General features: G+C 49.5%; 16 protein-coding genes. 10 read left to right on the forward strand and 6 right to left on the reverse strand.

The features are described from left to right. The first annotated feature begins 132 nt into the window (after window positions 1-132). Together guaB and guaA are read left to right on the forward strand one after the other, a co-directional pair. On the forward strand, window positions 133-1,596 hold the full coding sequence (guaB, locus tag ACSF8W_RS03285) for an IMP dehydrogenase (RefSeq protein WP_500845038.1): 1,464 nt from the start codon (window positions 133-135) through the stop codon (window positions 1,594-1,596). Between the two features lie 118 nt (window positions 1,597-1,714). Beyond that, on the forward strand, window positions 1,715-3,298 hold the full coding sequence (gene guaA, locus ACSF8W_RS03290) for a glutamine-hydrolyzing GMP synthase (protein ID WP_500845040.1): 1,584 nt from the start codon (window positions 1,715-1,717) through the stop codon (window positions 3,296-3,298). 74 nt (window positions 3,299-3,372) lie between these two features. Here guaA and ACSF8W_RS03295 read toward each other — a convergent pair whose 3' ends face one another. Next, window positions 3,373-3,933 (reverse strand): Crp/Fnr family transcriptional regulator, encoded by a 561-nt coding sequence (locus ACSF8W_RS03295; protein WP_500845042.1) that lies wholly within the window; start codon window positions 3,931-3,933, stop codon window positions 3,373-3,375. 80 nt (window positions 3,934-4,013) lie between these two features. Between ACSF8W_RS03295 and ACSF8W_RS03300 the strand changes: the two genes are divergently transcribed. The 4 genes from ACSF8W_RS03300 to ltrA all read left to right on the forward strand — a co-directional run bounded on the left by ACSF8W_RS03300 (window position 4,014) and on the right by ltrA (window position 9,187). Next, window positions 4,014-4,745: an SDR family oxidoreductase gene (locus ACSF8W_RS03300; protein WP_500845044.1), complete on the forward strand. Its 732-nt coding sequence runs from the start codon at window positions 4,014-4,016 to the stop codon at window positions 4,743-4,745. 17 nt (window positions 4,746-4,762) lie between these two features. Next, complete coding sequence (locus tag ACSF8W_RS03305; RefSeq protein WP_500845046.1) at window positions 4,763-5,404, forward strand: TVP38/TMEM64 family protein; 642 nt, start codon at window positions 4,763-4,765, stop codon at window positions 5,402-5,404. 170 nt (window positions 5,405-5,574) lie between these two features. Then, entirely contained in the window at window positions 5,575-7,254 is a 1,680-nt protein-coding gene (locus tag ACSF8W_RS03310) for an Hsp70 family protein (protein ID WP_500845048.1), read from the forward strand. A 640-nt stretch (window positions 7,255-7,894) separates the two neighbouring features. Next, window positions 7,895-9,187: a group II intron reverse transcriptase/maturase gene (gene ltrA, locus ACSF8W_RS03315; protein WP_500845892.1), complete on the forward strand. Its 1,293-nt coding sequence runs from the start codon at window positions 7,895-7,897 to the stop codon at window positions 9,185-9,187. Between the two features lie 44 nt (window positions 9,188-9,231). Here ltrA and ACSF8W_RS03320 read toward each other — a convergent pair whose 3' ends face one another. Beyond that, window positions 9,232-11,952, reverse strand: coding sequence for a J domain-containing protein (locus ACSF8W_RS03320; protein ID WP_500845050.1), 2,721 nt, complete (start codon window positions 11,950-11,952; stop codon window positions 9,232-9,234). Then, complete coding sequence (locus ACSF8W_RS03325; protein WP_500845052.1) at window positions 11,949-12,707, reverse strand: DUF1266 domain-containing protein; 759 nt, start codon at window positions 12,705-12,707, stop codon at window positions 11,949-11,951. Before ACSF8W_RS03325 ends, ACSF8W_RS03320 begins: the two co-directional genes overlap by 4 nt. Before the next feature lie 625 nt (window positions 12,708-13,332). Between ACSF8W_RS03325 and ACSF8W_RS03330 the strand changes: the two genes are divergently transcribed. After that, window positions 13,333-14,892 carry an AbgT family transporter gene (locus tag ACSF8W_RS03330; RefSeq protein ID WP_500845054.1) on the forward strand — a complete coding sequence of 520 codons (1,560 nt, stop codon included), beginning with the start codon at window positions 13,333-13,335 and terminating at the stop codon, window positions 14,890-14,892. Window positions 14,893-14,994: 102 nt separating this feature from the next. On the opposite strand, the gene fghA is transcribed toward ACSF8W_RS03330, so the two are convergent. Together fghA and ACSF8W_RS03340 are read right to left on the reverse strand one after the other, a co-directional pair. Then, a complete protein-coding gene (gene fghA, locus ACSF8W_RS03335) occupies window positions 14,995-15,837 on the reverse strand; it encodes an S-formylglutathione hydrolase (protein ID WP_500845056.1) in 843 nt (280 codons plus the stop codon). A gap of 53 nt (window positions 15,838-15,890) precedes the next feature. Beyond that, a complete protein-coding gene (locus ACSF8W_RS03340; protein WP_500845058.1) occupies window positions 15,891-17,021 on the reverse strand; it encodes an S-(hydroxymethyl)glutathione dehydrogenase/class III alcohol dehydrogenase in 1,131 nt (376 codons plus the stop codon). Window positions 17,022-17,240: 219 nt separating this feature from the next. On the opposite strand from ACSF8W_RS03340, the gene ACSF8W_RS03345 reads away from it, so the two are divergent. Beyond that, on the forward strand, window positions 17,241-18,134 hold the full coding sequence (locus ACSF8W_RS03345; RefSeq protein ID WP_500845060.1) for a LysR family transcriptional regulator: 894 nt from the start codon (window positions 17,241-17,243) through the stop codon (window positions 18,132-18,134). A gap of 95 nt (window positions 18,135-18,229) precedes the next feature. Further along, complete coding sequence (tadA, locus tag ACSF8W_RS03350) at window positions 18,230-18,775, forward strand: tRNA adenosine(34) deaminase TadA (RefSeq protein WP_500845062.1); 546 nt, start codon at window positions 18,230-18,232, stop codon at window positions 18,773-18,775. 493 nt (window positions 18,776-19,268) lie between these two features. On the opposite strand, the gene mltF is transcribed toward tadA, so the two are convergent. Then, on the reverse strand, window positions 19,269-20,855 hold the full coding sequence (gene mltF / locus ACSF8W_RS03355) for a membrane-bound lytic murein transglycosylase MltF (RefSeq protein WP_500845893.1): 1,587 nt from the start codon (window positions 20,853-20,855) through the stop codon (window positions 19,269-19,271). A gap of 366 nt (window positions 20,856-21,221) precedes the next feature. Here mltF and purL point away from each other — a divergent pair, with 366 nt between their 5' ends. After that, on the forward strand, window positions 21,222-25,127 hold the full coding sequence (purL, locus tag ACSF8W_RS03360; RefSeq protein WP_500845064.1) for a phosphoribosylformylglycinamidine synthase: 3,906 nt from the start codon (window positions 21,222-21,224) through the stop codon (window positions 25,125-25,127). Window positions 25,128-25,264: the final 137 nt, after the last annotated feature.

The raw sequence follows: 25,264 nt of genomic DNA on the forward strand, positions 1-25,264 counted from the left end.
ATACTACACATCAAGCAAAATTTGTCAATTAAAAAAATAAAAAAAATGCTAGCCAATCGATTGCTCCCTACGTATAATTCTTTCGCAATATTTTATCCTTCTTTAAACCACTACTTGGTGTGAGATATTGCAATGTTACGAATCAAACAAGAAGCTTTGACTTTCGATGATGTCCTACTGGTTCCAGCCCACTCAACTGTACTGCCTAACACTGCCGATCTGCGCACCCGTCTGACGAAAGACATTACGCTAAACATCCCAATGGTGTCAGCGTCAATGGATACCGTGACAGAAGGTCGCCTTGCTATCGCCCTTGCACAAGAAGGCGGTATTGGCTTCATCCACAAAAACATGTCTATCGAACAGCAAGCGAACGAAGTGCGCATGGTGAAAAAGTTCGAAGCTGGCGTGGTATCTGAACCTGTAACGGTCAAGCCTTACAACACAATTGAAGATGTAAAACGCCTAACGTTTGAAAACGGTTTTGCGGGTTACCCGGTTGTGTCTGACAACAACGAGCTTGTGGGTATTATCACAGGCCGTGACGTTCGCTTCGTGACTGACCTTTCTCAGAAAGTAGAACAAGTGATGACGCCAAAAGATAAATTGGCCTCAGCCAAAGAAGGCGCATCACGTGAAGAAGTGGAAGCAATCATGCAAGAGCACCGTGTAGAAAAAGTGCTGTTGGTAAACGACGACTTCCAACTTCGCGGCATGATCACCGCAAAAGACTTCCAAAAAGCAGAACGTAAACCAAACGCATGTAAAGATGACCGTGGTCGTCTACGTGTGGGCGCTGCGGTAGGTGCAGGCGCAGGTAACGAAGAGCGCGTTGCGGCGCTGGTTGAAGCGGGTGTTGACGTTCTGCTTATCGACTCTTCTCATGGCCACTCTGAAGGTGTGCTACAACGCATTCGTGAAACCCGTGCGGCTTTCCCTGATCTACCGATCGTCGGTGGGAACGTGGCAACCGCTGAAGGTGCACGCGCCCTGATTGAAGCAGGCGTGAGCACGGTGAAAGTGGGTATCGGCCCGGGTTCTATCTGTACAACACGTATTGTTACTGGTGTGGGTGTCCCTCAGGTGACGGCTATTGCAGAAGCGGCAGCGGTTGCTAACGAATTTGATATTCCTGTGATTGCCGATGGCGGTATCCGCTTCTCTGGCGACATGTGTAAAGCCATTGCTGCTGGTGCATCGTGTGTGATGGTCGGTTCTATGTTCGCTGGTACGGAAGAAGCACCGGGTGAAGTTGAACTGTACCAAGGTCGTGCGTACAAATCTTACCGTGGTATGGGCTCATTGGGCGCGATGTCTAAAGGTTCTTCTGACCGTTACTTCCAAACGGATAATGCGGCAGATAAATTGGTACCAGAAGGTATCGAAGGCCGTGTTGCTTATAAAGGTCTGATGAAAGAAATCGTGCACCAGCAAATGGGTGGCTTGCGTTCAAGCATGGGCCTAACGGGTTCTGCAACGATTGAAGATCTACGTACCAAAGCTGAATTTGTACGTATTACAGGTGCCGGCATGAGCGAGTCACACGTACACGATGTGACGATCACAAAAGAAGCGCCTAACTACCGTATGGGTTAATTTTCGACAGTCACTCACGAGACTGACGAAAACGTTTGCCTAAGTGGAAAACTTGTATAAGATCGGGGGCGTTTTAGTCGCCCCCCCTCATTTCAATGATTTTTGAGAAAGTTCGATAATGACCACGACCACAAATATTCATGAACAACGTATTCTTATCCTAGATTTTGGTTCTCAGTACACGCAGCTGATTGCGCGTCGTATTCGTGAGATCGGTGTCTACTGTGAGCTTTGGAGCTGGGATGTGGATGAAGCGGATATCCGTGATTTCAATCCAAACGGTATTATCCTTTCAGGTGGTCCAGAAAGTGTGACAGAAGCCGGTTCACCACGTGCACCACAGTATGTTTTTGAAGCCGGTGTCCCTGTATTTGGTGTGTGCTACGGCATGCAGACCATGGCAGAGCAACTTGGCGGTAAAGTTGCCGGTTCAACTGAGCGTGAGTTTGGCTACGCACAAGTGAAAGTGGTTGAGCCAACGTCTTTCTTTAAAAATATTGAAGATGCGATCACCGAAGACGGCATCGCGATGTTGGATGTATGGATGAGCCACGGTGACAAAGTGGTTGAAATCCCTTCAGACTTCGTAAAAGTTGCAGAGACAGAAACCTGTCCTTACGCGGCGATGGCGAATGAAGAAAAACGCTTTTACGGCGTACAGTTCCACCCAGAAGTGACCCATACCCGTCAAGGTATGCGTATTATTGAAAACTTCGTATTGAACATCTGTGGCTGTGAAAAGCTATGGACATCTGCCAACATCATTGAAGACGCTGTTGCGCGTATCAAAGAACAAGTGGGTGACGATGAAGTGATCCTTGGCCTGTCAGGCGGCGTGGATTCTTCAGTGGTTGCAATGCTGCTTCACCGTGCGATTGGCGACAAGCTAACGTGTGTATTCGTGGATAACGGTCTGCTACGTCTGCATGAAGGCGAGCAGGTTATGGACATGTTTGGTGATCATTTCGGTCTGAACATCGTTCACGTGAAAGCAGAAGATCGTTTCCTTTCTGCACTTGCTGGCGTTGATGAGCCAGAAGCGAAGCGTAAGATCATTGGTCACGTATTCGTTGACATCTTTGATGAAGAATCGAAGAAACTATCAAGCGCGAAATGGTTGGCACAAGGTACGATCTACCCAGATGTGATCGAATCAGCGGCTTCGAAAACCGGCAAAGCGCACGTGATCAAATCTCACCATAACGTTGGCGGCCTGCCAGATGATATGGAAATGGGCTTGGTTGAGCCACTACGCGAACTCTTCAAAGATGAAGTGCGTAAGATTGGTCTAGAGCTTGGCTTGCCATACAACATGCTTTACCGCCACCCGTTCCCAGGTCCAGGCCTAGGTGTACGTGTACTGGGTGAAGTGAAGAAAGAATACTGTGATTTGCTACGTCGTGCAGATGCTATCTTCATTGAAGAGCTGCACAAAGCGGATCTTTACAACAAAGTGTCACAAGCCTTTACCGTGTTCCTGCCAGTACGTTCAGTGGGCGTAATGGGCGATGGCCGTAAGTACGACTGGGTTGTATCGCTACGTGCGGTAGAAACCATTGACTTCATGACCGCGCATTGGGCACACCTGCCTTACGAATTCTTGGGCAAGGTTTCTAACCGCATCATTAACGAAGTCGACGGCATTTCACGCGTGGTATACGACGTGTCAGGTAAGCCGCCTGCAACGATTGAGTGGGAATAAGAGTAGGCTAACCCCTATATCTCACTTATTGTAATGTAAAAAAAGCCTTGATCGGTTCCACGCTGTGGTGACCATCAAGGCTTTTTTGTCTCTTTTTTCCCGTCAATAGCGCGCTGTACGCGCTGTTTTATTCGGCTTAGTCCCACAGGCGTTACTCCCAGGTAACGGGCGATATCATTTTGTGTCACTTGGTGCAGCAGAACGGGATTATTTTCAATTAAGCTGATGTATCGCTGTTCAGCACTCAAACAAAGGAACTCTCGCTCACGTTTTTCTTTTTTCATCGCAAATGTCAGCAGTATATCCACCATATGGCTCGCGAGTTGATGATCTTGCTTACTCTGTTGGTAGAGTTTGTCAAAATCAACCCGTAGCAGTTTTGTCGGCGATAAACACACCAAACCAAATGAGGAGTGTTCTTTTTGATATGCCGCAGACAGGCTGCCTATCACATCATTTGCGATCAAAAATGACTTTACTCTTTCCTGTCCGTCATCCGTCAGGTAATACGCCTTCAATGTGCCTTGCTGGATGAGGTAGAGCGCGCTGTCTTCGTCACCCTGCATGAAAATATGTTCACCCGTAGCTTTGGTTACCGATTGTCCTTCGCGTTGAATAAAAGTAAAAAAATCCATCCATTTTAACCCGGGTTAACGCCCCAACTATCTCGGCTCGATAGAGTGGCGACTTATTACGTCACATTACGAGTGAGCATATGGAGCTATTCAATAAAATTATCGTCATTACAGGTGGCACTTCTGGTATTGGCCTAGAGATCGTGAAACGTCTTAGTCAGCATAACAAGGTCATCGTGATGGGGCGTTGTCAGGAAAAACTCAACGCCCTTTCTCATCAATATCCGCTTGCCGATACGTATCAAAGCGATCTTGCCTGTCGCTCGTCATTGGAGAGAGCGGCCTCGTCATTGCTTGAAGCACATCCATTGATTGATGTTTTGATCAATAACGCCGCCGTCCAACACCCAGCCACATTTGTGAGTGATCAATTTGATTATGAAACGATTCACACTGAGATTACCACCAATTTCACCGCCGTCTGCAGCCTCTGTTATTTACTCTTACCGGCGTTAAAAAACAGTGATGCCGCAGCCATTGTTAACGTCAACTCAGGATTAGCACTGGCGCCTAAAACGTCTTCAGCCATTTATTGTGCAACAAAAAGTGCTTTGAACAGTTTCTCTCTCTCGCTGCGTTATCAACTTGAGCCTTGTGGGATTCGAGTCATGCAGGCTTTTATGCCGCTGGTTGATACGGCGATGACGAAAGATCGAGGAACGGCAAAGCTCAGCGCTGAACAAGCAGCAAGCAAGTTTATTCAGGGTGTTGAACGTGGAGTAAATGACCACGATATCGGCAAGATTACCCTGCTGCGTTGGTTACTCAGAATGGCACCACGTTTGGCGCATTGGTTGCTAAAACGTAGCTAAACCATAGAGGGAGCATCATGAAATCATTAATGAAAATCATCTTAGTTGTCGGTGCCTTGTTCGCCTCTACGTTTATCATTCTTAAATTTCTGGGGATATTGAGTGTTAACCAGATTGAGGCGTGGCTGATCGCTGCGCAAGAGCTCTCTCGTCTCTATGTGGCGGCATTGACGATCCTATTGTTACTGGCTGATATCGCCATTGCCATGCCAACACTGACCATCACGATCTTATCCGGATATTTTCTTGGTCATGGATATGGTGCATTGGCGGCGAGTACAGGCATGTTTCTCGCCGGTTGTATGGGATATGGGTTAGGGAAATATTATGGCGACAAGGTGCTGCGTTTTTTACTTAACGATCCACAAAAAATCGCCGATGCGACAGCTGCTTTTCAGCACAATGGCGTTGGAATGATTTTACTTTCTCGCGCCGTGCCGATTTTACCCGAGGTTACCGCTTGTTTGGCGGGAGCGACACACATGCGCTTTAGCAAATTCATTAGCGCTTGGACAATCAGTACGCTGCCATATTGTCTGATTGCCACGTATTCAGGGTCTATTAGTACGTTAGACAATCCTAAACCTGCATTGATCACGGCGGCGCTGCTTACTGCTTGTCTCTGGCTTGGGTGGTATTTTTTCCAAAAAAGAATATAGCGGGTCAAAAAAGCCGTTAGATGGGGATGTTTTGCGATGTTGCTCGCAGCAACATACCATCGCCATAGTGCTTTGTACGTGAGCTATGCATAACTGGCGTGCATCGCACTGTATGCGGGTAGGGATGCCCGTTAATCATGATTTATTGGTAGCAAGAAAGGCGCTTGAGCATGAAACAGACCCCTCTCCCTATTGGGATCGATTTAGGTACCACCAATAGCGCAATCGCCATTTGGCGTGATGGCCAGGCTGAGCTAATCCCAAATAGTTTAGGGGAGTTACTTACCCCCTCTGTCGTCAGTATTGATGAGCATAATTCGATTCTGGTAGGTAAAGCCGCAAAATCCCGTTTGGTGACGCGTCCGACAGAGAGTGCCGCCACGTTTAAGCGTTTTCTGGGGACGGATAAAACCTTTAAGTTGGGCTCCCAGTCGTTTAACGCATCAGAGTTATGTGCTTTGGTTTTGCAATCGTTGAAAGCCGATGCGGAAGCCTATCTTGGTCAGTGTGTTAAGGATGTGGTGATTTCCGTACCGGCTTACTTCAGTGATCAACAACGCAAGGCAGTGCGTGTCGCTGCTGAAATTGCTGGATTGAATGCAGTGAGGCTGATCAATGAACCCACAGCGGCGTGTTTGGCTTACAGTCTACATAATGGGCAAGCTCGTCGCTTTTTAGTGTTTGATTTGGGCGGGGGGACGTTTGATGTCACTATTGTCGAATATCAAGACAGTATTATTGAAGTACGTGCATCGACGGGTGATAACCATCTCGGCGGTGAAGACTTCTCTGATGATTTGATCGCGGCAGTGTTAGAACAGTTGCAAAAAGAAGCCAGTGATCTTTCGCTTAATGATTTAGCGGTGATTGGCAGTGTGGTTGAGCAAGCTAAATTAGAACGAGTTGGGCAGAGCATTATCCTAGTATTACCACCCCCTTTTGATGTCACTCTGATCTTTACCTCTGAGCAATTACAGGCTATTTGGGCAAAAACGCTCAGTCGAATCATGCAACCGTTGAGCCAAGCATTGTCTGATGCCCGTCTATCCCCCGATCAGATTGATGACGTGATTTTTGTCGGAGGCGCAACTCGGTTGCGTGAAGTCCAGCAGGTGGCTACGCGCTTGCTCGGACGGTTTGGTCAAAGTGAGTTAGCCCCGGATTTAGTGGTGGCTCGAGGAGCGGCTGTACAGGCGGCGTGCCGCTTACGTGATGAAGCAGTGGAAGAGCTGATCCTCACGGATGTGTGTCCTTACACATTGGGGATTGAAGCGAGGCAAGGGGGACAATATGGCGTATTTTCGCCCATTATTGAACGCAATACCGTGATCCCCGTGTCGCGTGAAGAGCGATTTTATACCTCGGAGAATGATCAAAAAGGCGTGCGTATTTCGATTTTTCAGGGAGAGCGTCTCTGGGTCAAAGAGAACATTTTCATTGAAACATTCAGTGTGCCAGTGCCAGAAAATAAAGCCGGAGAGGAATCGATTGATGTGCGGTTTAGCTATGACATTAATGGGCTTCTTGAAGTGGACGTGACGGTGGTCTCCACCGGCGAAGTGACGCAGAAAGTGATAGATAAATCACCGACAGGGATGAGTTCAGAAGCACTCGAAGCATCTCGTGCCCGTTTAGCGAGACTGAAGTTTCATCCTCGAGAGACGCTGCCTAATATTGCCGTGATGGAAAAGTTACATCAGTTGTATGCGGAGAAATTATCTTGGGAGCGTGAGTTGGTGGAACGTTGTATTTTCTATTTTACGGAAGCATTAGATTCACAGGATGACATCATTATTCGTGATGCCCGCACGGCTGTTGAGAAGCAATTAAAGGAATTGGGTTTTTCGTAAAAGGTTGGATGTTTCAAACTAGCGTGTGTTCGATGAGGCGATAGAGGAAAGGCCGACAGGAATGTCGGCCTTTTTTGTTGTGCGCCGAGCATGGCGTTGATCTAGGAGGTGAAAGTCCTCTACGGGCTCAGTCGAGCGAGAACCGTTAGCCTATGCAAGGGTGTTCACCGTGAGGTGAAATCTGAAGGAAGCAAATGGCAAAACTTGGTTGTGACGAACAGAAACTTGATAGTAGGTCATTACAACTTGGGCAACCTAACAACAGATAGAATAGCCCAATGCCTCGACGGGAAGTGTGTAGTGATAAATCAGGCATGGCCAAGGGAAAGAGCAACGTCTTACCTCGGGAGATCTTATTGTTTGTCTCGGTAGAGACTAATGCAGCAGCGATGCTGTGTGATGGACAATAAGAAGTCAGCAGAAGGCATAGTACCTTGAGGAAGTACAACTTAAGGGAAGGCCTGAACTGAATATATCAAGAAGCAGTCACTAAACACTCAATCATGTGGAGTCATAGCAAGATGAAACTCATCTCTACGTCCCAATGGGCGATACCGCCAGTAAAGCTCGTGGTGACGAAGAATGACAAGCATGGTCGGCGTAGACAGGAGGACGAGTCTTGGTGACCCCAACTAAGTTGATGGAGCAAATCTGCTCTTCACCCAACTTGAACCATGCTCTGCGAAGAGTGAAGAAGAACAAAGGATGTGCTGGTGTCGATAAACTCGATATTGATGCGACCATCTCTACACTTCGACAAGCTTCAAACGGGCAAGTGTTTCGCCAGAGTCTTCTGGATGGAAGCTATCAACCTCAACCCGTTCTGGGAGTAGAAATCCCTAAACCTAGTGGTGGTGTTAGGCAACTAGGTATCCCTACAGTCCTTGATAGAGTAGTCCAACAGGCTATCACCTCAGTACTGTCAGATATCTATGAACCTAAGTTCTCCAATAGCAGTTATGGATTTAGACCCAATCGCAGTGCTCATCATGCACTCGCGGCAGCGAGTTGCTATATCCGAGAAGGGCGAGGTTATGTAGTCGATATCGATTTAGCAAAATACTTCGACACCGTGAATCACGATAGACTGATGTACAGACTGTCACAGGACATTGCTGATAAACGCGTGTTGAAGCTCATTAGGTCATATCTACAGGCAGGCATAATGCGAAATGGGTTAGTTGAACAGAGACAACGAGGCACACCACAGGGTGGACCATTATCTCCGTTACTATCCAATATTGTATTAGATGAGCTGGATAAAGAGTTAGAGCGTAGAGGGCACAAGTTTTGTCGATATGCAGACGACTGTCAAATCTACGTGAGCAGTGAGGAAGCCGCTTATCGGGTCAAAGAGTCGATAACGGAGTTCTTGGAGCAGAAACTGAAACTTACGGTAAACCGAAAGAAAAGTGCAGCAACAAGAGTGACAGAGCGGATATACCTAAGCCATCGCTTCGGGACAGATGGGGCAATCCATATATCGAAGTCAGCGCAAACTCAAATGAAGAAGCGAGTGCGGCAGATAACGAAGCGAAATCGAGGTCGAGAACTAAAGGTTGTAATAACTGAGTTAACTCAATACCTAAGAGGTTGGCAACACTACTTCAAACTCACCATACGGAAAAGCAGCATGCAGCGCTTGGACGAATGGATACGGCGCCGACTGAGATGCTACCGACTTAAGCAACGCAAACGCAGACACGGCATAGCGACATGGTTACAGCAACAAGGTGTAACAGAGCGCAATGCGTGGAAGCTAGCGATGTCAGATAAAGGTTGGTGGCGTTTAGCATTAACGCCTCAGTTGAATCACGCCATGCCAGTTAAATGGTTCGAGGAGTTGGGGCTGTACTCGTTGCGAGAAGGGTACGAGTCACTGAAAGTATATTCGGAACCGCCGTATGCGACCCACGCTTGTACGGTGGTGTGAGAGGACGGAGGCCGTGAGGCCTCCTCCTACTCGATTGGGCTGGATTATGTTCGCGGTTTGTCTGTGTCGTTCTTTTCTTCCAGTGGTGTGTTAGTGGGTGGTAGACGAAACGCAGCAACGATATTGGCTAAACCAGTAAATATCGCGCTAAATAATCCTTTGTCCCACCCTATACCAAAATCAATCGCGATGGGGATCAGGTAAAGCCAGCGCTTACCTGATGGTATTGCTCTAAAAAGGCGATAAAAGAGTACACATTGTCCAATGCAGAATGCGCCGTACCACCATTGAAAATCGATTGCGGAGAGCGGTTTAATATACGGTGCAAACCATAGCATGATGAATAGTAAGAGTGATGCGCTTCGTAGGGCGGTGCGTGAATACGGTTTAGCGCTTTGTGCCTTGTGTTTTTGTTTCGCAATATGTTTAACGTTTTCTGCTGCTTGTTGTTGCTTATTGTAGAAGGCGTTAAGCGCGAGATGAACGATCGCTTTGTCACTGTCGGGGAGTTGGTTTTGTTTAGTCGTCAGAGACCTTAATATATTGGGTTCAAAACTTGACTCATTGGGCATGTGATGCAGCATAGAAAGCAGGTACCCCATTGGGTAGTAATAATCCTCGCATCCTGTTGGAACGGGTTTATCGAGGTATTGTTTGCCCGTTAGTAACCACTCTAAATTATAGGTGGTCATTAGGTGCAGGTACTCCCGCGAACCGTAGGCGACACTGTCATAGTTTATGCCGTTATTTTTGCGTTTTTCCACGATTTTATCCCCAAGCCAGGTGATCGTTGTGTCAAACAAGGGGGATAAGGTCGTATCGGTGGCGAGGATGTTCCAACAAATAACAGCAGAATCGATCTCATTGTTGTTATTCATTTTTAGAGTTAACGCAGCGAGATAGAGAGGATCCTGTGAGGCTTGTTCAAGCAGTGTGTCGGTATCTGAACGTTGATAAATATAGGTCGCTTGATCATGTAAAATATTACGGAAGATGAATTGATCAGGGTACATCAATAGTTTTTTGTAGTGCTTAAGATGTACCTTTTGTGGTTCCAGCAGAAAGGGGAGTGCAGCGATCAGCGGACATTCCTTGATCGTCGTAGGGAGCAGAGCAGGCATGGGATCATCATTGTCGACAACCCTTACTACTAATTGATGGTAGTACACGGGCAACCATGCTAAGCCGGTCTCTAAATATTGTCCATCCAGTGGTGAGGCAATATCAAACGTAGGGTTGAGTATCCGACAAAATCCCAGTGTTTTGGGATAGCCAGTGGGTAATTGTTGAGACGTAAATAGCTCTGAGCTAAAAATACCTTTCTTTAATAGGGCGTGAAACCAACAATTTGGAAACAAAGGGAATCGAAGATAAATCGCGATCCATTGGGCTTGCGTTAAACTGTCTATTTCCTTCTCTGTCAGTGATTCAACCTCCAACCAGTCAGGCTCGCCGTATTTATTCAGCTTATCTTCCAGTGAACCTGAATAGGGTTGCGTGGCTTGTTGTTGTGCTAACCAACAACCGAGAAGTTGCACCAGTAAGGCTTCAGTTTTGTTTTCGTCTTCCCGTTTCGCGGCTTGTGTTTGCCATTGTGCCATATCAAAAGTATTGCCAAACAAGCCAGCCCAAATACCGGCATGAGTGGTATCAGCAAGACTCGTGATTTTAGTGTGTTGTAACGGCGATAAGGAAAGATTGTAGCGTTCCCCTTTGATGGCTCGCTGGTAAAATGCGAAGCGATGTTTTGAAAGCGTGGTTTCTGGATGCCAGTGTGTCTGAAAACGCCACCACATTGCAGGTTGCGGATCCCACTGTTGGTACAGGAAAGCCGCTGTCATAGACGCGTCAGCATGCGCGTTATTGCTTGAAAGCCATGTATAGAGATTTTCGGCTGCGAATGCATAGTGTTGCCCTTCAATGGCTTTTTCAATGATGCGCAATGTGTGTGTGGGCAAATGCATGGCATCACAGGCTTGCGCGACCAAACGCCAATCGTCAGTGCTTAATGCACAGTGAGGTAAGCTGATCAGATGTTCGAGCGCATGGAGCGTGGTGAGCTCTGGCCAGTACTGTGTGGCGCGGAAAGCCTGCAATAACACCAACCAATAAGCAGGGTGATGGAGATGCTGATCGGGCCCCGGCGTGCGTAATATGTCGATTATCATATCGGAACGGTACTCATGACGCGCCTGAGCCAGCGGGAGTAAGCGCGAAAGTACTGCGCGCTGTTCTATGTGGCACAGTCCATTCAATAAATCTGGCGGGATAGGACAACGCTGTGCAGACCATTTCTGTAAAAACTCGCCCAGTCTTTGTTCTCTACGATGCCCTCGCAGCAGAGATTGCCATTGGAAAATGTCCCAACACCACGCAACGATATCACCGGGCAACCATCGATTGGCCATCAAGCTATCCAGCGCATGATGGGAGACTTCACGCTGTGCCACTAAACTGCCTTGTGCGAAGGTTTGTTGCCATGCTTGCCAGCTCGATTTATCACATCGCTGGGCCGGATCGGTAAAAAGGCTATCAAAGCTGTTTACCAACTGTGAGCTGACAACGGTAGGGGCTGGTTCATCAAACTGGGCCGTGACCACCGGTTGACGTAAACGTGCCAAGGCGTGATCGTAGGCCTGTTTGAGCTGTTTAAAACCTTCTGGATCTGTTTCCGGATGGTGATGCTTGAGTTGCGCCCGGTAGGCACGTTTGATGTCGTCTTCGTTATCGGTTTGGCTGATGCCTAGCACTTCCCACATATTCATGCGTCTATCTCCTCTTCATGCATTTCTGAGAGGAGCGATGCAGGAACTGGTAACACTGGCAATGTCATTGAGAAAGGTAGATGGGAGTAATCGGGCATTTTTTCGGCCTTCAAACAGGTGAAGTAGCGCTCGTAACTCACGCCACCATCGCCATTGCCGCCGTTAAGCAGGTTTGCTGCTGTTTCTGATTGTCGGCCTCTATAAAACCACCAGCTGCGCCCCAAAATGTAGCTATGAAGAAATTGATCCCAGTGAGTAAAGTTGCGTTGCACGATGTGAGCGACATAAGAGAGCAGAAATGCCAACTCTTCATCGGTTATCCAGCCTGCATAATGCCCCCATCGCGCCAAGGTGGTTGCCCGTACATAATCAAATGCAGAGAATCGTGCGCGGCCGGTGAGGCGTGCTGTCATTTCATGGAATTTTCGTAGATTACGTTGCTCTTCATTTGGGGCTGTATCAAGAAAGGCCTGCCACTCAGCAGGGGCGCTGCAATCAAAGCGATCGAACAAGTTACCTTCGCCTTGTGCATGCATGTCACCATGAGCAAGACGTTGGATCGACGAGAGTAGCTTTGCTCGCGAAGTGATCCCCCAATCATTATCGAGAAATTGCTTTGTCTGCTCAGGGGATTGATCTTTATAGATGGGAATATATAGCCAATCACAGCGGTCACGCCAGCCGACAAACGGGGCGGAGAGGGCTAACCACCAACGACAGTGGGGGAGAGAAAGGTCAATCGTATAATCCGACATGTCTGTATGATTTATTAAGAATTAATACGCAATAGAGTGCATTTAATTGCTAAAAGGATAAAGAGAGGGGATTAGGTTGCGCCGAGTTTATCTGATAAATGAAAACCCAGTCGCAAAGTGGTGAGGATGCGATGTTGTCATGCAATGCTATTTATTGTGAAGACGTTTGAGAGCGCTCATTAATGCTAAAAAAGTAAGAATAATCCCAACAGCATAATCTTCTGTTAACAGAGTGAACAAGGCGCCCAGTAGGGCGCCTTTTTTTTCGGCTACACTCAAGTAACCCTTGAAGGCGTAGATGTTCGTTTTTTAGCATAATTGTCTGATGATTGGTTCTGTTGTCTTTATATTGGCTGCTTTTTGTGCGTATAACTAACATTTCATAGCTGTTGTTGTTAGTTAGCTAAAAGGTTTGTCTTTTGTTGGTTTGATGTTTCGTATTAATATTTACTTACAATATCTAGTGATACTTTTTTGTTATTAGTTAGAAGATCGTGCGTTTTTTGTTGTGCTTTTCATTACAATCTTTGTAAGTTTTTCTATTTGTGAAAAATCGGATTGACGGGCGATAAAAGCAAAATATAACGCCGCAAATTGACAACATCACTCACACCATGGAGTTCCCATGAGTAATCACGCTGTAAATAAAGCGCCGGACACACCGCCGAGTGCTATGGATAAATTCCTGAACGTTATTGAACGTGCAGGTAACAAAATTCCCGATCCTGCTTTACTGTTTTTCTGGGGTCTAATCATTGTTTGGGGCTTGTCGGCACTTTTTTCTCAGTTTCAATTTGAACTGATCCACCCTGTTACCGGCACCGCAATCGAAATTAAAAACCTGCTTACAGGTCAGTCTTTGGCTGAATTCTTGGCGGGTATGGTAAAAACCTTCACCGGTTTTGCACCTCTGGGTATCGTATTGGTTGCGATGCTAGGTGTGGGTGTGGCTGAAGCGTCTGGCTTCATCAACACTGGCCTGAAAAAAATGCTGAACGTAACACCGGCTAAATTGCTGACGCCGATGCTGATCTTGGTGGCTATCGTGTCACACACAGCAGCCGATGCGGGTTACGTACTGGTTATTCCACTGGGTGGTATCATCTTCCACGCAGCGGGTCGTCACCCTCTTGCGGGTATTGCAGCGGCATTTGCCGGTGTATCAGGCGGTTTCTCTGCAAACTTTATCCCTTCAGGTATTGACCCTCTGTTGGCGGGCTTTACGGAGTCTGCAGCGCAGATCCTAGATAAAGACTACGTGGTTAACCCACTGTCTAACCTGTTCTTTACCGGTTTCTCTTCACTGCTTGTGATTTGTGTGGGTTGGTACGTGACTGAAAAGATCATCGAACCACGCCTAAAGAACACGCCGATTGATGACGATGCTGAAGAAGCTCCGGATCTTGCGTCGTTCACTGCGATTGAATCAAAAGCATTCAACCGTGCAGGTATCGCGATGCTTGTGGGTATCTTCGCATTGGTTGCTGCGGTTTACCCAGAAACGTCACCACTGCGTTCACCTGAAGGTCAGGTAACAGCGTTTACGGCACCACTGATGCAGTCAATCGTACCGTTGATCTTCATCCTGTTCGTTATTCCGGGTGTGATTTACGGCCGCGTAGCAGGTACGTTCAAGCAAAGCTCTGACATCATCAAAGCGATGTCTGCGACCATGGGCACCATGGGTGGCTACATCGTAATGTCGTTCTTCTGTGCACAGTTCCTAGCAGCCTTTACTCAATCTAACTTGGGTACACTGTTGGCACTGTCGGGTGCAGATTTGCTAAAAGCAATGAACCTACCTGGCCAGATCACGATCGTGGGTATGATTTTGCTAACGGCAACGGTTAACCTATTGATTGGTTCTTCTTCTGCGAAGTGGGCACTGATCGGTCCTATCTTTGTACCAATGCTGATGGCGGTGGGTATCTCACCTGAGCTAACGCAGGCGGCTTACCGTGTGGGTGACTCAGTGTCTAACATCGTATCGCCACTGATGGTGTTCTTCCCACTGGTTGTGGTTTACACCCAGCGTTACGTGAAGCATTCAGGTATCGGTACCCTTGCATCGATGATGATGCCGTACTCGATTGCCCTGCTGATCTGTTGGACAGCATTCCTATTGATTTACTGGACGATCGGTATTCCTCTAGGTATTAGCGCACCGTACACTTACAGCATGTAAGTACGTACACTGAACACAAAAAACCCGCCATCTCGGCGGGTTTTTTTATGTCAGTCTCTTCGCCTGTTATTGACCCAGACACTGAGTGTATTCAGATAGCACTTATGCTAAATGCTGAGCATGGAAGCGCAGGTGATCCTCAATGAAACTCGCGATGAAGTAGTAGCTGTGATCAAAGCCTTCTTGCATGCGTAGCTCAAGCGGATAATCGACCGCTTCCGCCGCCGCTTGCAACGCGTCTGGCTTGAGCTGCTCCACCAAGAAGTTATCTTGATCGCCTTGATCGACCAACGCCGGGACTGGTTGTTGGTTCGTGCGCATCAACTCGCTGCTGTCATAAGCTTGCCACGTGGTTTTGTCTTTGCCTAAGTAACCGGTAAAGGCTTTTTGTCCCCATGGACAGTTGATTGGGTTAGTGATTGGGCTAAACGCAGACACCGAGCTGTAACGCGTAGGGTTACGTAGCGCAATCATCAGCGCGCCGTGGCCGCCCATCGAGTGGCCGCTGATCGCGCGTTTGTCATTCACTGGGAAGTGCGCTTCAATCAAGGCAGGCAGCTCGTTGACTACATAGTCATACATGCGGTAATGGCGGTTCCAAGGGGCTTGGGTCGCATTAACATAGAAACCGGCCCCGAGACCGAAATCGTACGCACCTTCAGGATCATCGGCCACGCCTTCACCGCGCGGACTGGTGTCAGGGGCAACAATGGCAATGCCTAACTCTGCGGCCATGCGCTGCGCACCGGCTTTTTGCATGAAGTTTTCATCGGTGCATGTCAGGCCCGATAACCAGTAAAGGACAGGGACTTTTTCACCTTGCGCGATCTGCGGTGGCAGGTAGATCGCAAAGCGCATGTCACAACCCAGTGTGGCAGAGTGATGGGTATATTGTTTGTGCCAGCCACCAAAACTTTTGTTCCAGCTTACGTTATCAATCGTCATGTCGGTTCTCGTCAGCGAAGAGGCTGGGCACACCAATGCCCAGCGCGGAAAGATTACTTGTTGTAGTGGATCACGGTACGAATGCTCTTGCCTTCGTGCATCAGATCAAACGCGTCGTTAATGCCTTCCAGACCCATGGTGTGGGTAATGAAGTCATCCAGTTTGAATTCGCCCGCCATGTAGCGTTCTACGATTTCTGGCAGTTCAGAGCGGCCTTTTACGCCACCGAACGCAGAGCCACGCCATACACGACCGGTTACCAATTGGAATGGACGCGTCGAGATTTCTTGACCAGCACCGGCGACACCGATGATCACTGACTCGCCCCAACCTTTGTGGCAGCACTCTAGCGCTGAACGCATCACGTTGACGTTACCGATACATTCAAACGAGAAATCCACGCCGCCATCGGTCATTTCTACGATCACATCCTGAATCGGCTTGTCGAATTTCATTGGGTTGATGCAGTCAGTCGCCCCCAACTCTTTCGCCAATTCAAATTTGCTTTCATTGATATCGACACCAATGATGCGGCTTGCGCCAGACATGGCGGCACCAATGATGGCTGACAGGCCAATGCCACCCAGACCAAAGATAGCAACCGTATCGCCTTTTTGTACTTTGGCGGTTTTCAGTACCGCACCCATACCGGTGGTTACGCCACAGCCTAATAGGCAGACTTCTTCCAGTGGAGCCTCTTTGTTCACTTTTGCCAATGAAATTTCAGGCAGTACGGTGTACTCAGAGAATGTTGAGCAGCCCATGTAGTGGTAAATTGGCTGACCGTCTTTGTAGAAACGGGTGGTGCCGTCTGGCATTAAACCTTTACCTTGGGTTTCGCGGATTTTCTGGCACAGGTTGGTTTTGCCTGACTTACAGAATTTACACTCGCCACATTCTGGGGTGTAAAGTGGGATAACGTGATCGCCCACTTCGACACTGGTAACGCCTTCACCAATCATTTCAACGATACCGCCGCCTTCGTGGCCCAGAATCGCCGGGAAGATCCCTTCTGGATCATCACCCGACAGGGTAAACGCATCAGTATGGCAGACACCGGTGGCCACAATGCGGACCAACACTTCGCCTTTTCTTGGCAGCATGACATCCACTTCTTCAACAGACAGTGGTTGGTTTGGACCCCAGGCAATCGCCGCTTTTGATTTGATGAACTTATCAGACATTATTGTTATCTCTGCTATTGTGTGGGGTTGCTCCTAGCACGGTAGCCCCCAGCATGGTTGCCGACTGTCGCTTTAACAGTAGGTGAGAATACGTACGCTGGCAGCCAGAATTCGAAGGGCGCCATGTCGTTTTGATGGGTGTAGTATATTTGTTTCCCTAAAAATGATAATTCCCCTAGAATGCAAATAACTTTTACCAAATAGTAATAATGGTGTGTCATGTTTTTGTGGGAAGGGGTCAGTGAGTTTGTGGCCGTGGCTGAAGCGGAAAGTTTTACCGCGGCGGCGAAGCAATTAGGGATCTCGACGGCGCAGGTTAGCCGTCAGGTCAGTGCGTTGGAAAATCGCCTCAATACCAAGTTGTTCTATCGCACCACGCGAAAAGTCGCGGTCACAGAAGAAGGCGGCATTTATTACCGCCATTGCCGCCAGTTGCTGGATGGGTTAGCGGAAGCAGAGCGCGCGATCAGTGATCGCCGAGGGACACCTCAGGGCAGCCTGAAGCTGACGGCTCCCGTGATGTACGGTGAGCAATATGTGATGCCATTGATCAATGACTTCATTTTACAGTATCCCGAGCTGGAAGTGGTGATGGAATTGAATAACCAGACCGTGGATTTGGTGGAAGGCGGCTTCGATTTGGCGATCCGTCTTGGGCGTTTAACCAACTCGACCATGATGGCGAAGAAGCTGACGACACGTGTGCAGTACGTATGTGCGGCGCCGAGTTATCTGGAAAAATACGGGTTGCCGCATTCCTTGTCGGAGCTGCGCCACCATAATTGCTTGGTGGGTAACTTTGATCACTGGCGTTTTCTGGAGGCCGGCCGTGAGCGCAGTGTACGCGTCTCGGGTTCGTTACGCTGCAGCAGTGGCTACGCGTTGCGTGATGCGGCATTGAAAGGCATCGGGGTGGTACAGTTGCCGGATTATTACGTGGTCGATGATCTCGCCAGTGGTGCATTGATCTCGATCCTTGAACATCTGCAAGAGCCTGAAGAAGGGATATGGGCGCTGTATCCGCATAACCGCCATTTGTCACCGAAAGTCCGCTTGCTGGTGGATTTTTTGGCCGAAAAACTGCCAAGCCAATCGTCGCTCGTTACGCGCTAGGGAAGCCCATCACGTTAGCTAATATACCCAAGCAACTTGCTGTGACTTGGGTATAATTAGCGCCCGAATTAATCCCGAATAAGAAAAGAGATCCCATGACCGATTTAACCCCACCGTTGACCGATGAGGATTACATGCGCCGCGCCATCGAGCTGGCCGCCCGTGCTGAAGCCGAAGGGGAAGTGCCGGTGGGGGCCGTGATCGTGCATGAGGGCCGTGTGATAGGGGAAGGCTGGAACCGTTCTATTACCCAGCATGATGCGACGGCTCATGCGGAAATCATGGCATTGCGTCAGGCCGGGCAGGTGTTGCAAAACTACCGCCTGTTGGACGCGACCTTGTATGTCACGCTAGAGCCCTGCCCGATGTGTGCCGGTGCCATGGTACACAGCCGTGTGGGCAAGGTGGTGTTTGGCGCGCATGATCTGAAAACTGGTGCGGCGGGCAGTATCATGAACCTGTTGAGCTACGAGCAGGTTAATCACCACGTGCAGATGGCATCGGGTGTATTGGCGGAAGAATGCCGTGCACAGTTGCAGGCTTTTTTTAAACGCCGCCGAGCAGAAAAGAAGGCAGAGAAAAAAGCGCGTCAACAAGCGCAAGCTGTGGATGGTAACCCTACGGACAGCCACAGTAAGTAATCACCCGTCGTGCAAATACACGTATAAAGAAACGAACAAAGATATTCACAAAGATCAATACAAACACAAAGGGCGCATTCTTATGCGCCCTTTGTGTTTTTCTGTTTAGGATGAGTGGCTGCATGCCACCAGATAGCTGCGTTGGCGCCAAAGCACTTTTTTACGGATGTTGGCATGAAGGCGTTTACGGCGCGTGGCCGTTGTTGTCGTTATCCGTTTGTGTGTATTGAGTTTCGAGCGTCGCATGGCGGGTATTTTTCTTCGCTGAGCACTGAGGAACGCTGACGAAATGTAGAGAACGAGACGTCAGCAATATAGCGTACAGTATCTCTTATTCTGCGAGAGGGGACGGCGATAGCGATCACGAATTATGACTCACTGGGTGGTTAATTGCTCCTAGGTGTCTGAAATTTAGTGTTTTTACTCTAAAGGTAACATACTAAGAAAACAGCCAGCGAGAGGCTGGCTGTTTGTTTCGATGGAAAGCGAGCAATCAGTTGCTGACGGTTTTGGCGGGAGAGGCCGCAGGCAGGGTTGTGCTGCTTGCGTTGTCTTGTGCCTCGTTTTTCGCTTTCTCGGCACCTTCGTCTGTTGCGCGACGGTTGGCATCGGCCGTTTGTGTCGGCTGCGCGGCTGAGAGCACGGCAGGCGGTGGGGTAATGGTGTGTAAGCCATCCACCAATTCCACATCGTCTTGTTGCGGTTGCTGACTGTGCGTTTGCTCGTAACCAATAATGCTTTGGTAGTAGCGACGAATATTCTCAACGTAGTTGAGTGCTTCATCCCCACGGGCATAGCCGTAGCGGGTGTGTTGGTAATACTTACGCTGACGCAGTAGCGGCAGACGTTGTTTCACATCGCTCCACGCATCCGGGTTACCGCCTTGTGACTTGGTCAGACGACGGGCATCCATTAAATGACCAAAGCCGACGTTGTAAGACGCTAACGCGAACCAGACCTTCTCGTGCTCTTCCACACTGTCAGGAATACGGTTGATCATCTTACGCAGGTATTCCGATCCCCCACGGATACTCTGCTCCGGATCCAAGCGGTTTTTCACCCCGACGGATTTTGCGGTCGGCAGCGTTAGCATCATCATGCCACGTACGCCAGTCGGTGAAACGGCTTTCGGATTCCAATGCGATTCCTGATAAGACAGGGCCGCGATCAAGCGCCAGTCGAACTCATTGGCATACTTCTTAAACAGGGTTTCCCATTTCGGTAGTTTGCCTTCAATGGCACGCAAGAACGCACGGGTGTCCACGTAGTCAAACTTGTCGACATGGCCGAAGTATTTCTCTTCCAGTTTGGCTAACTCACCGCTTTGTTGGATCTCACCGAAAAATTCAATGATCAGCGCATACAGGCTGTCATCATTATTCTGGTTCACAAACCACGCAATCGGCTCGTCTTCGGTTAGCTCCAGCGCGGTGGTGATATCAGGATGAATACGTTGGTTCAGGGCGATTTCCACGGAATCCGCCATGGTGTAATCCAACTCGCCGTCTGCGACCTGACGCAGCAACTCATCGCTGTCAGTTTCTTCTACCGTGGTCCAGACCAAATTCGGGTGTGTCGCTTTTAATGCCAGCAAGGTTTTCTCGTGGCTGGATCCCTTCACTACGGTAAGGGTGCCTTTACTGCCATCGAGATCATCAATATCGCGTGGGCGCCATTGCCCTTTTTTGTAGACCACCTTTTGGCTGGCGTAGTAATACGCCGGTGCAGCTCGGAATTCTGCGAGGCGATCAGCGGTCATGGTCAGGCCCGAGGCCAGAATATCGACGTCATTTCGTTGCAGGCTGGGAAACATGCCAGAGAGGGTAAACATGGTTTTCATTTCCAGTTTCACCCCCAGCTTGTCAGCGAATCGCAGGGCCAGTTCATAGTCCAATCCGGTCGGGCCTTCGCTGCCAATATAATAGGACAGTTGATTATTCAGGGTGCCGACTCGGAGCACGCCGTCCTCTCGAATGCGCTCGAGATCAGTGCGAGGCGCTTCCTGCCAACAGCCGTTCAGGAAGAACAGGCTTAGCACTAACGCAAAGATATGCCGGAAAGTGTGATGCTGACGAATTATGCTCAACAAAGTATGCTCTTGATTATAGTAGGGGGTTCTTTATACCAAACGTGAGCCTTTACGCAAAGTTATCAGCAATGACTTCGTACACGGTGATGGAATCAGAAAGGGACGGTGAGGGCTGAAAGCCGCAGTGGGAGCGGGTGTTTTGTTAGGTTTATCGACAGGAATGAAAAAAATCACGCAAACGGTTGCGTCAAGAGTTACGTCACAAAAAAATTTCCTTTATACTACGCCACATCAAGAGCGCCTCGCCTCGGAAACTTCTGGGAAACGAGGTGACATTGACGTAATCATCCTGACGAAGTCCGTGGAGATTAGGCCAATATCACCTTCATTCAACTGCTAATCGAGAGACGTACGCACATGGAAATTTTGCGTGGTTCACCCGCACTGTCTGAGTTTCGCATTAATAAGCTGCTAGCACGCTGCCGCGAATTGGAACTGCCTGTGTCAGGCATTTATGCAGAGTTCATGCACTTTGCTGATCTGTCTGCGCCGTTGGACGCGGAAGAGCAGGGCAAGCTTGCTAGCCTGCTGACTTACGGCCCTACGATTGCAGAGCATGAGCCATCAGGGCTCTTGCTACTGGTTACCCCTCGTCCGGGAACGATCTCTCCTTGGTCTTCTAAATCGACCGATATTGCCCACAACTGTGCCCTGTCACACATCCAACGTCTTGAGCGCGGTACCGCGTACTACATGGACGTGACCTCTCCGCTGTCTGACGACCAACTGCATGCCTTAAAAGGTTTGTTGCACGATCGCATGATGGAAGTGGTGTATACCGAATTGGATGCTGCCCAAGCCTTGTTCCGTAAAGCTGAGCCTGCTCCGGTACAGAGCGTGGATATCCTTACCGGTGGCCGTGAAGCGCTTGAAAACGCAAACGTTACCCTCGGTTTGGCATTGGCCGATGACGAAATTGATTATCTGGTTGCAAGCTTCACCAAGCTAGGCCGTAACCCGCATGATATCGAACTGATGATGTTTGCGCAGGCGAACTCAGAGCACTGCCGCCACAAGATCTTCAATGCCGATTGGACGATCGATGGCGTGGTGCAGGAAAAATCCCTGTTCAAGATGATCAAAAACACCTTTGAAAAGAACAGCGAATACGTCCTTTCTGCTTACAAAGATAACGCTGCTGTGATGGAAGGCTCTCACGTTGGCCGCTTCTTCCCAGATCCGGCTTCACGTCAGTACACTTACCACCAAGAAGACACCCACATTCTGATGAAGGTGGAAACCCACAACCACCCAACGGCGATCTCGCCGTGGCCAGGCGCATCGACCGGTTCGGGCGGTGAAATCCGTGATGAAGGCGCGACCGGTATTGGCGGCAAGCCAAAAGCAGGCTTGGTCGGCTTTAGCGTGTCTAACTTGCGTGTTCCGGGTTTTGAACAGCCATGGGAAAGCGATTTCGGTAAGCCTGATCGCATCGTGAATGCGCTCGACATTATGCTGGAAGGCCCACTAGGCGGCGCGGCGTTTAACAACGAATTTGGTCGTCCTAACCTATTGGGTTACTTCCGTACTTACGAAGAAAAAGTCAGCTCGCACAACGGCGAAGAGATCCGTGGTTACCACAAGCCGATCATGATTGCCGGTGGCTTGGGTAACATCCGTGCTGATCACGTGCAGAAGAAAGAGATCCCGGTCGGCGCCAAGCTGATTGTGTTGGGCGGTCCTGCCATGAACATCGGTCTTGGCGGCGGTGCGGCATCATCAATGGCATCAGGTCAGTCAGCAGAAGACTTGGACTTTGCCTCTGTACAGCGTGAAAACCCAGAGATGGAACGCCGCTGTCAGGAAGTGATCGACCGTTGCTGGCAGATGGGTGACGACAACCCGATTGCCTTTATCCACGATGTGGGCGCGGGCGGTATCTCGAATGCCCTGCCAGAGTTGGTGGATGACGGCGAGCGTGGCGGTAAATTCCAGCTGCGTGATGTACCCAATGATGAGCCGGGCATGAGCCCGCTAGAGATTTGGTGTAACGAATCACAAGAGCGTTACGTGATGGCCGTAGCGGCAGAAAACATGGAAGTGTTTGATGCGATCTGTCAGCGCGAGCGCGCACCGTATGCCGTAGTGGGTGAAGCGACTGAAGAACGTCATTTGACGTTGGAAGACAGTCATTTCGACAATACCCCGATCGACATGCCAATGGACATCTTGCTGGGTAAAGCACCGAAGATGCACCGCGATGTGACCACGCAAGTGGCGCAAGGACAGGCGATTGATCGTACGAACATTGAAATTGAAGCTGCCACTCACCGTATCTTACGTTTACCTGCAGTAGCAGAGAAAACCTTCTTGATCACCATCGGTGACCGCACAGTTACCGGTTTAGTGGCGCGCGATCAGATGGTCGGTCCTTGGCAGGTGCCGGTAGCCAACTGTGCAGTGACCGCGGCGAGTTACGACACCTACCACGGCGAATCTATGTCGATGGGTGAGCGTACGCCGGTTGCCTTGCTGGACTTTGCTGCCTCGGCACGTCTTGCGGTCGGTGAAGCCATCACGAACATTGCGTGTTCTGATATTGGCGATTTGAAACGCATTAAGTTGTCAGCCAACTGGATGTCTCCAGCCGGTCACCCGGGTGAAGATGCGGGTTTGTACGAAGCGGTGAAAGCCGTGGGTGAAGATCTGTGTCCTGCATTGGGCTTGACCATTCCGGTGGGTAAAGACTCCATGTCGATGAAGACCCAGTGGGAAGAAAACGGCGAAGAGAAAACCGTGACGTCACCGTTGTCCTTGGTGATCACCGCGTTTGGTCGTGTGGAAGACGTGCGTAAAACCGTCACACCACAGCTACGCACCGATAAAGGCGATTCGACCCTGCTGTTGTTGGACTTGGGTTGTGGCAAAAACCGCTTGGGCGCGAGCGCACTGGCGCAAGTGTACAAGCAGTTGGGCGATAAGCCTGCGGACGTTGACAGCCCTGAGTTGCTGAAAGGCTTCTTCCATGCAGTACAAGCCCTGTTGCGTGATGACAAACTATTGGCTTACCACGACCGTGGTGACGGTGGTTTGTACGTGACATTGGCTGAAATGGCCTTTGCGGGTCACACCGGGGTGGAAGTGGATTTGAATACCACGGACGGCGACGCGTGTGATGATGTATTGGCAGCACTGTTCAATGAAGAGTTGGGCGCAGTGATCCAAGTCCGTACCGAAGATTTGGATGCGGTGCAGTCTGTATTGGCTGTCAACGGTCTGGACGCGTACAGCCACGTGATTGGTACTGTGGTTGATGAAGACGTGGTACGTATCTGGAACGGCAATGATTTGGTGCTAGAACAAAACCGCACCGAGCTACGTACTATTTGGGCAGAAACCACGTATCAGATGCAGGCGTTGCGTGATAACCCAGCGGGTGCGTTGCAAGAGTTTGACGCGAAGAAAGACAGCGACGATCCGGGTCTGAACACCGCGCTAAGCTTTGATATTAACGAAGACATTGCCGCACCGTTCATTAACCTTGGCGCAAAACCGCAAATGGCGATTTTGCGTGAGCAAGGGGTTAACTCACACGTTGAGATGGCGGCCGCATTTGACCGTGCAGGCTTTGACGCGAAAGACGTGCACATGAGCGACATTCTGTCTGGTCGTGTATCGCTGGATGGTTTCAACGGCCTTGTCGCCTGTGGCGGTTTCTCATACGGTGACGTATTGGGCGCCGGTGAAGGCTGGGCGAAATCGGTGTTGTTCAACAACATCGCCCGCGATCAGTTTGCGCGCTTCTTCCAGAATAATGACACGTTCGCACTGGGTGTGTGTAACGGTTGTCAGATGATGTCGAACCTGCGCGATTTGATCCCAGGTGCGGATTTGTGGCCACGTTTCGTGCGCAATGAATCAGAGCGTTTTGAAGCACGCTTCAGCTTGGTGGAAGTCCAGCAGAGTGATTCCTTGTTCTTCAATGGCATGGCCGGTTCACGTATGCCTATCGCGGTGTCTCACGGTGAAGGTCGCGTCGAAGTGCGCAATGGCGAACACCTTGCTGCGATTGAGCAATCAGGCACAGTCGCGCTGCGTTACTTGGACAACCGTGGCAATGTTACGCAGAACTATCCAGCGAACCCGAACGGCTCCCCGAACGGGATCACCGGTCTGACAACGCAAGATGGTCGCGTGACCATCATGATGCCGCACCCAGAGCGTGTATTCCGCACGGTGGCGAACTCATGGCACCCAGATGACTGGAAAGAAGATAGCCCATGGATGCGTATGTTCCGTAACGCGCGCGTTAACATCGGCTAAATAAATCGTCGGTAACGACGGGTTGGCGAGGTAATGAAACCGCTCTTCGGAGCGGTTTTTTTCGTTGATCGCCCGTGACATTGCCGGTCTTATCACCCATTTTCGATCAAAAACACTCGTCATGCTGATAGGTCTGT

The sequence above is a fragment of the Photobacterium sp. 270122K genome, from assembly GCF_059941365.1.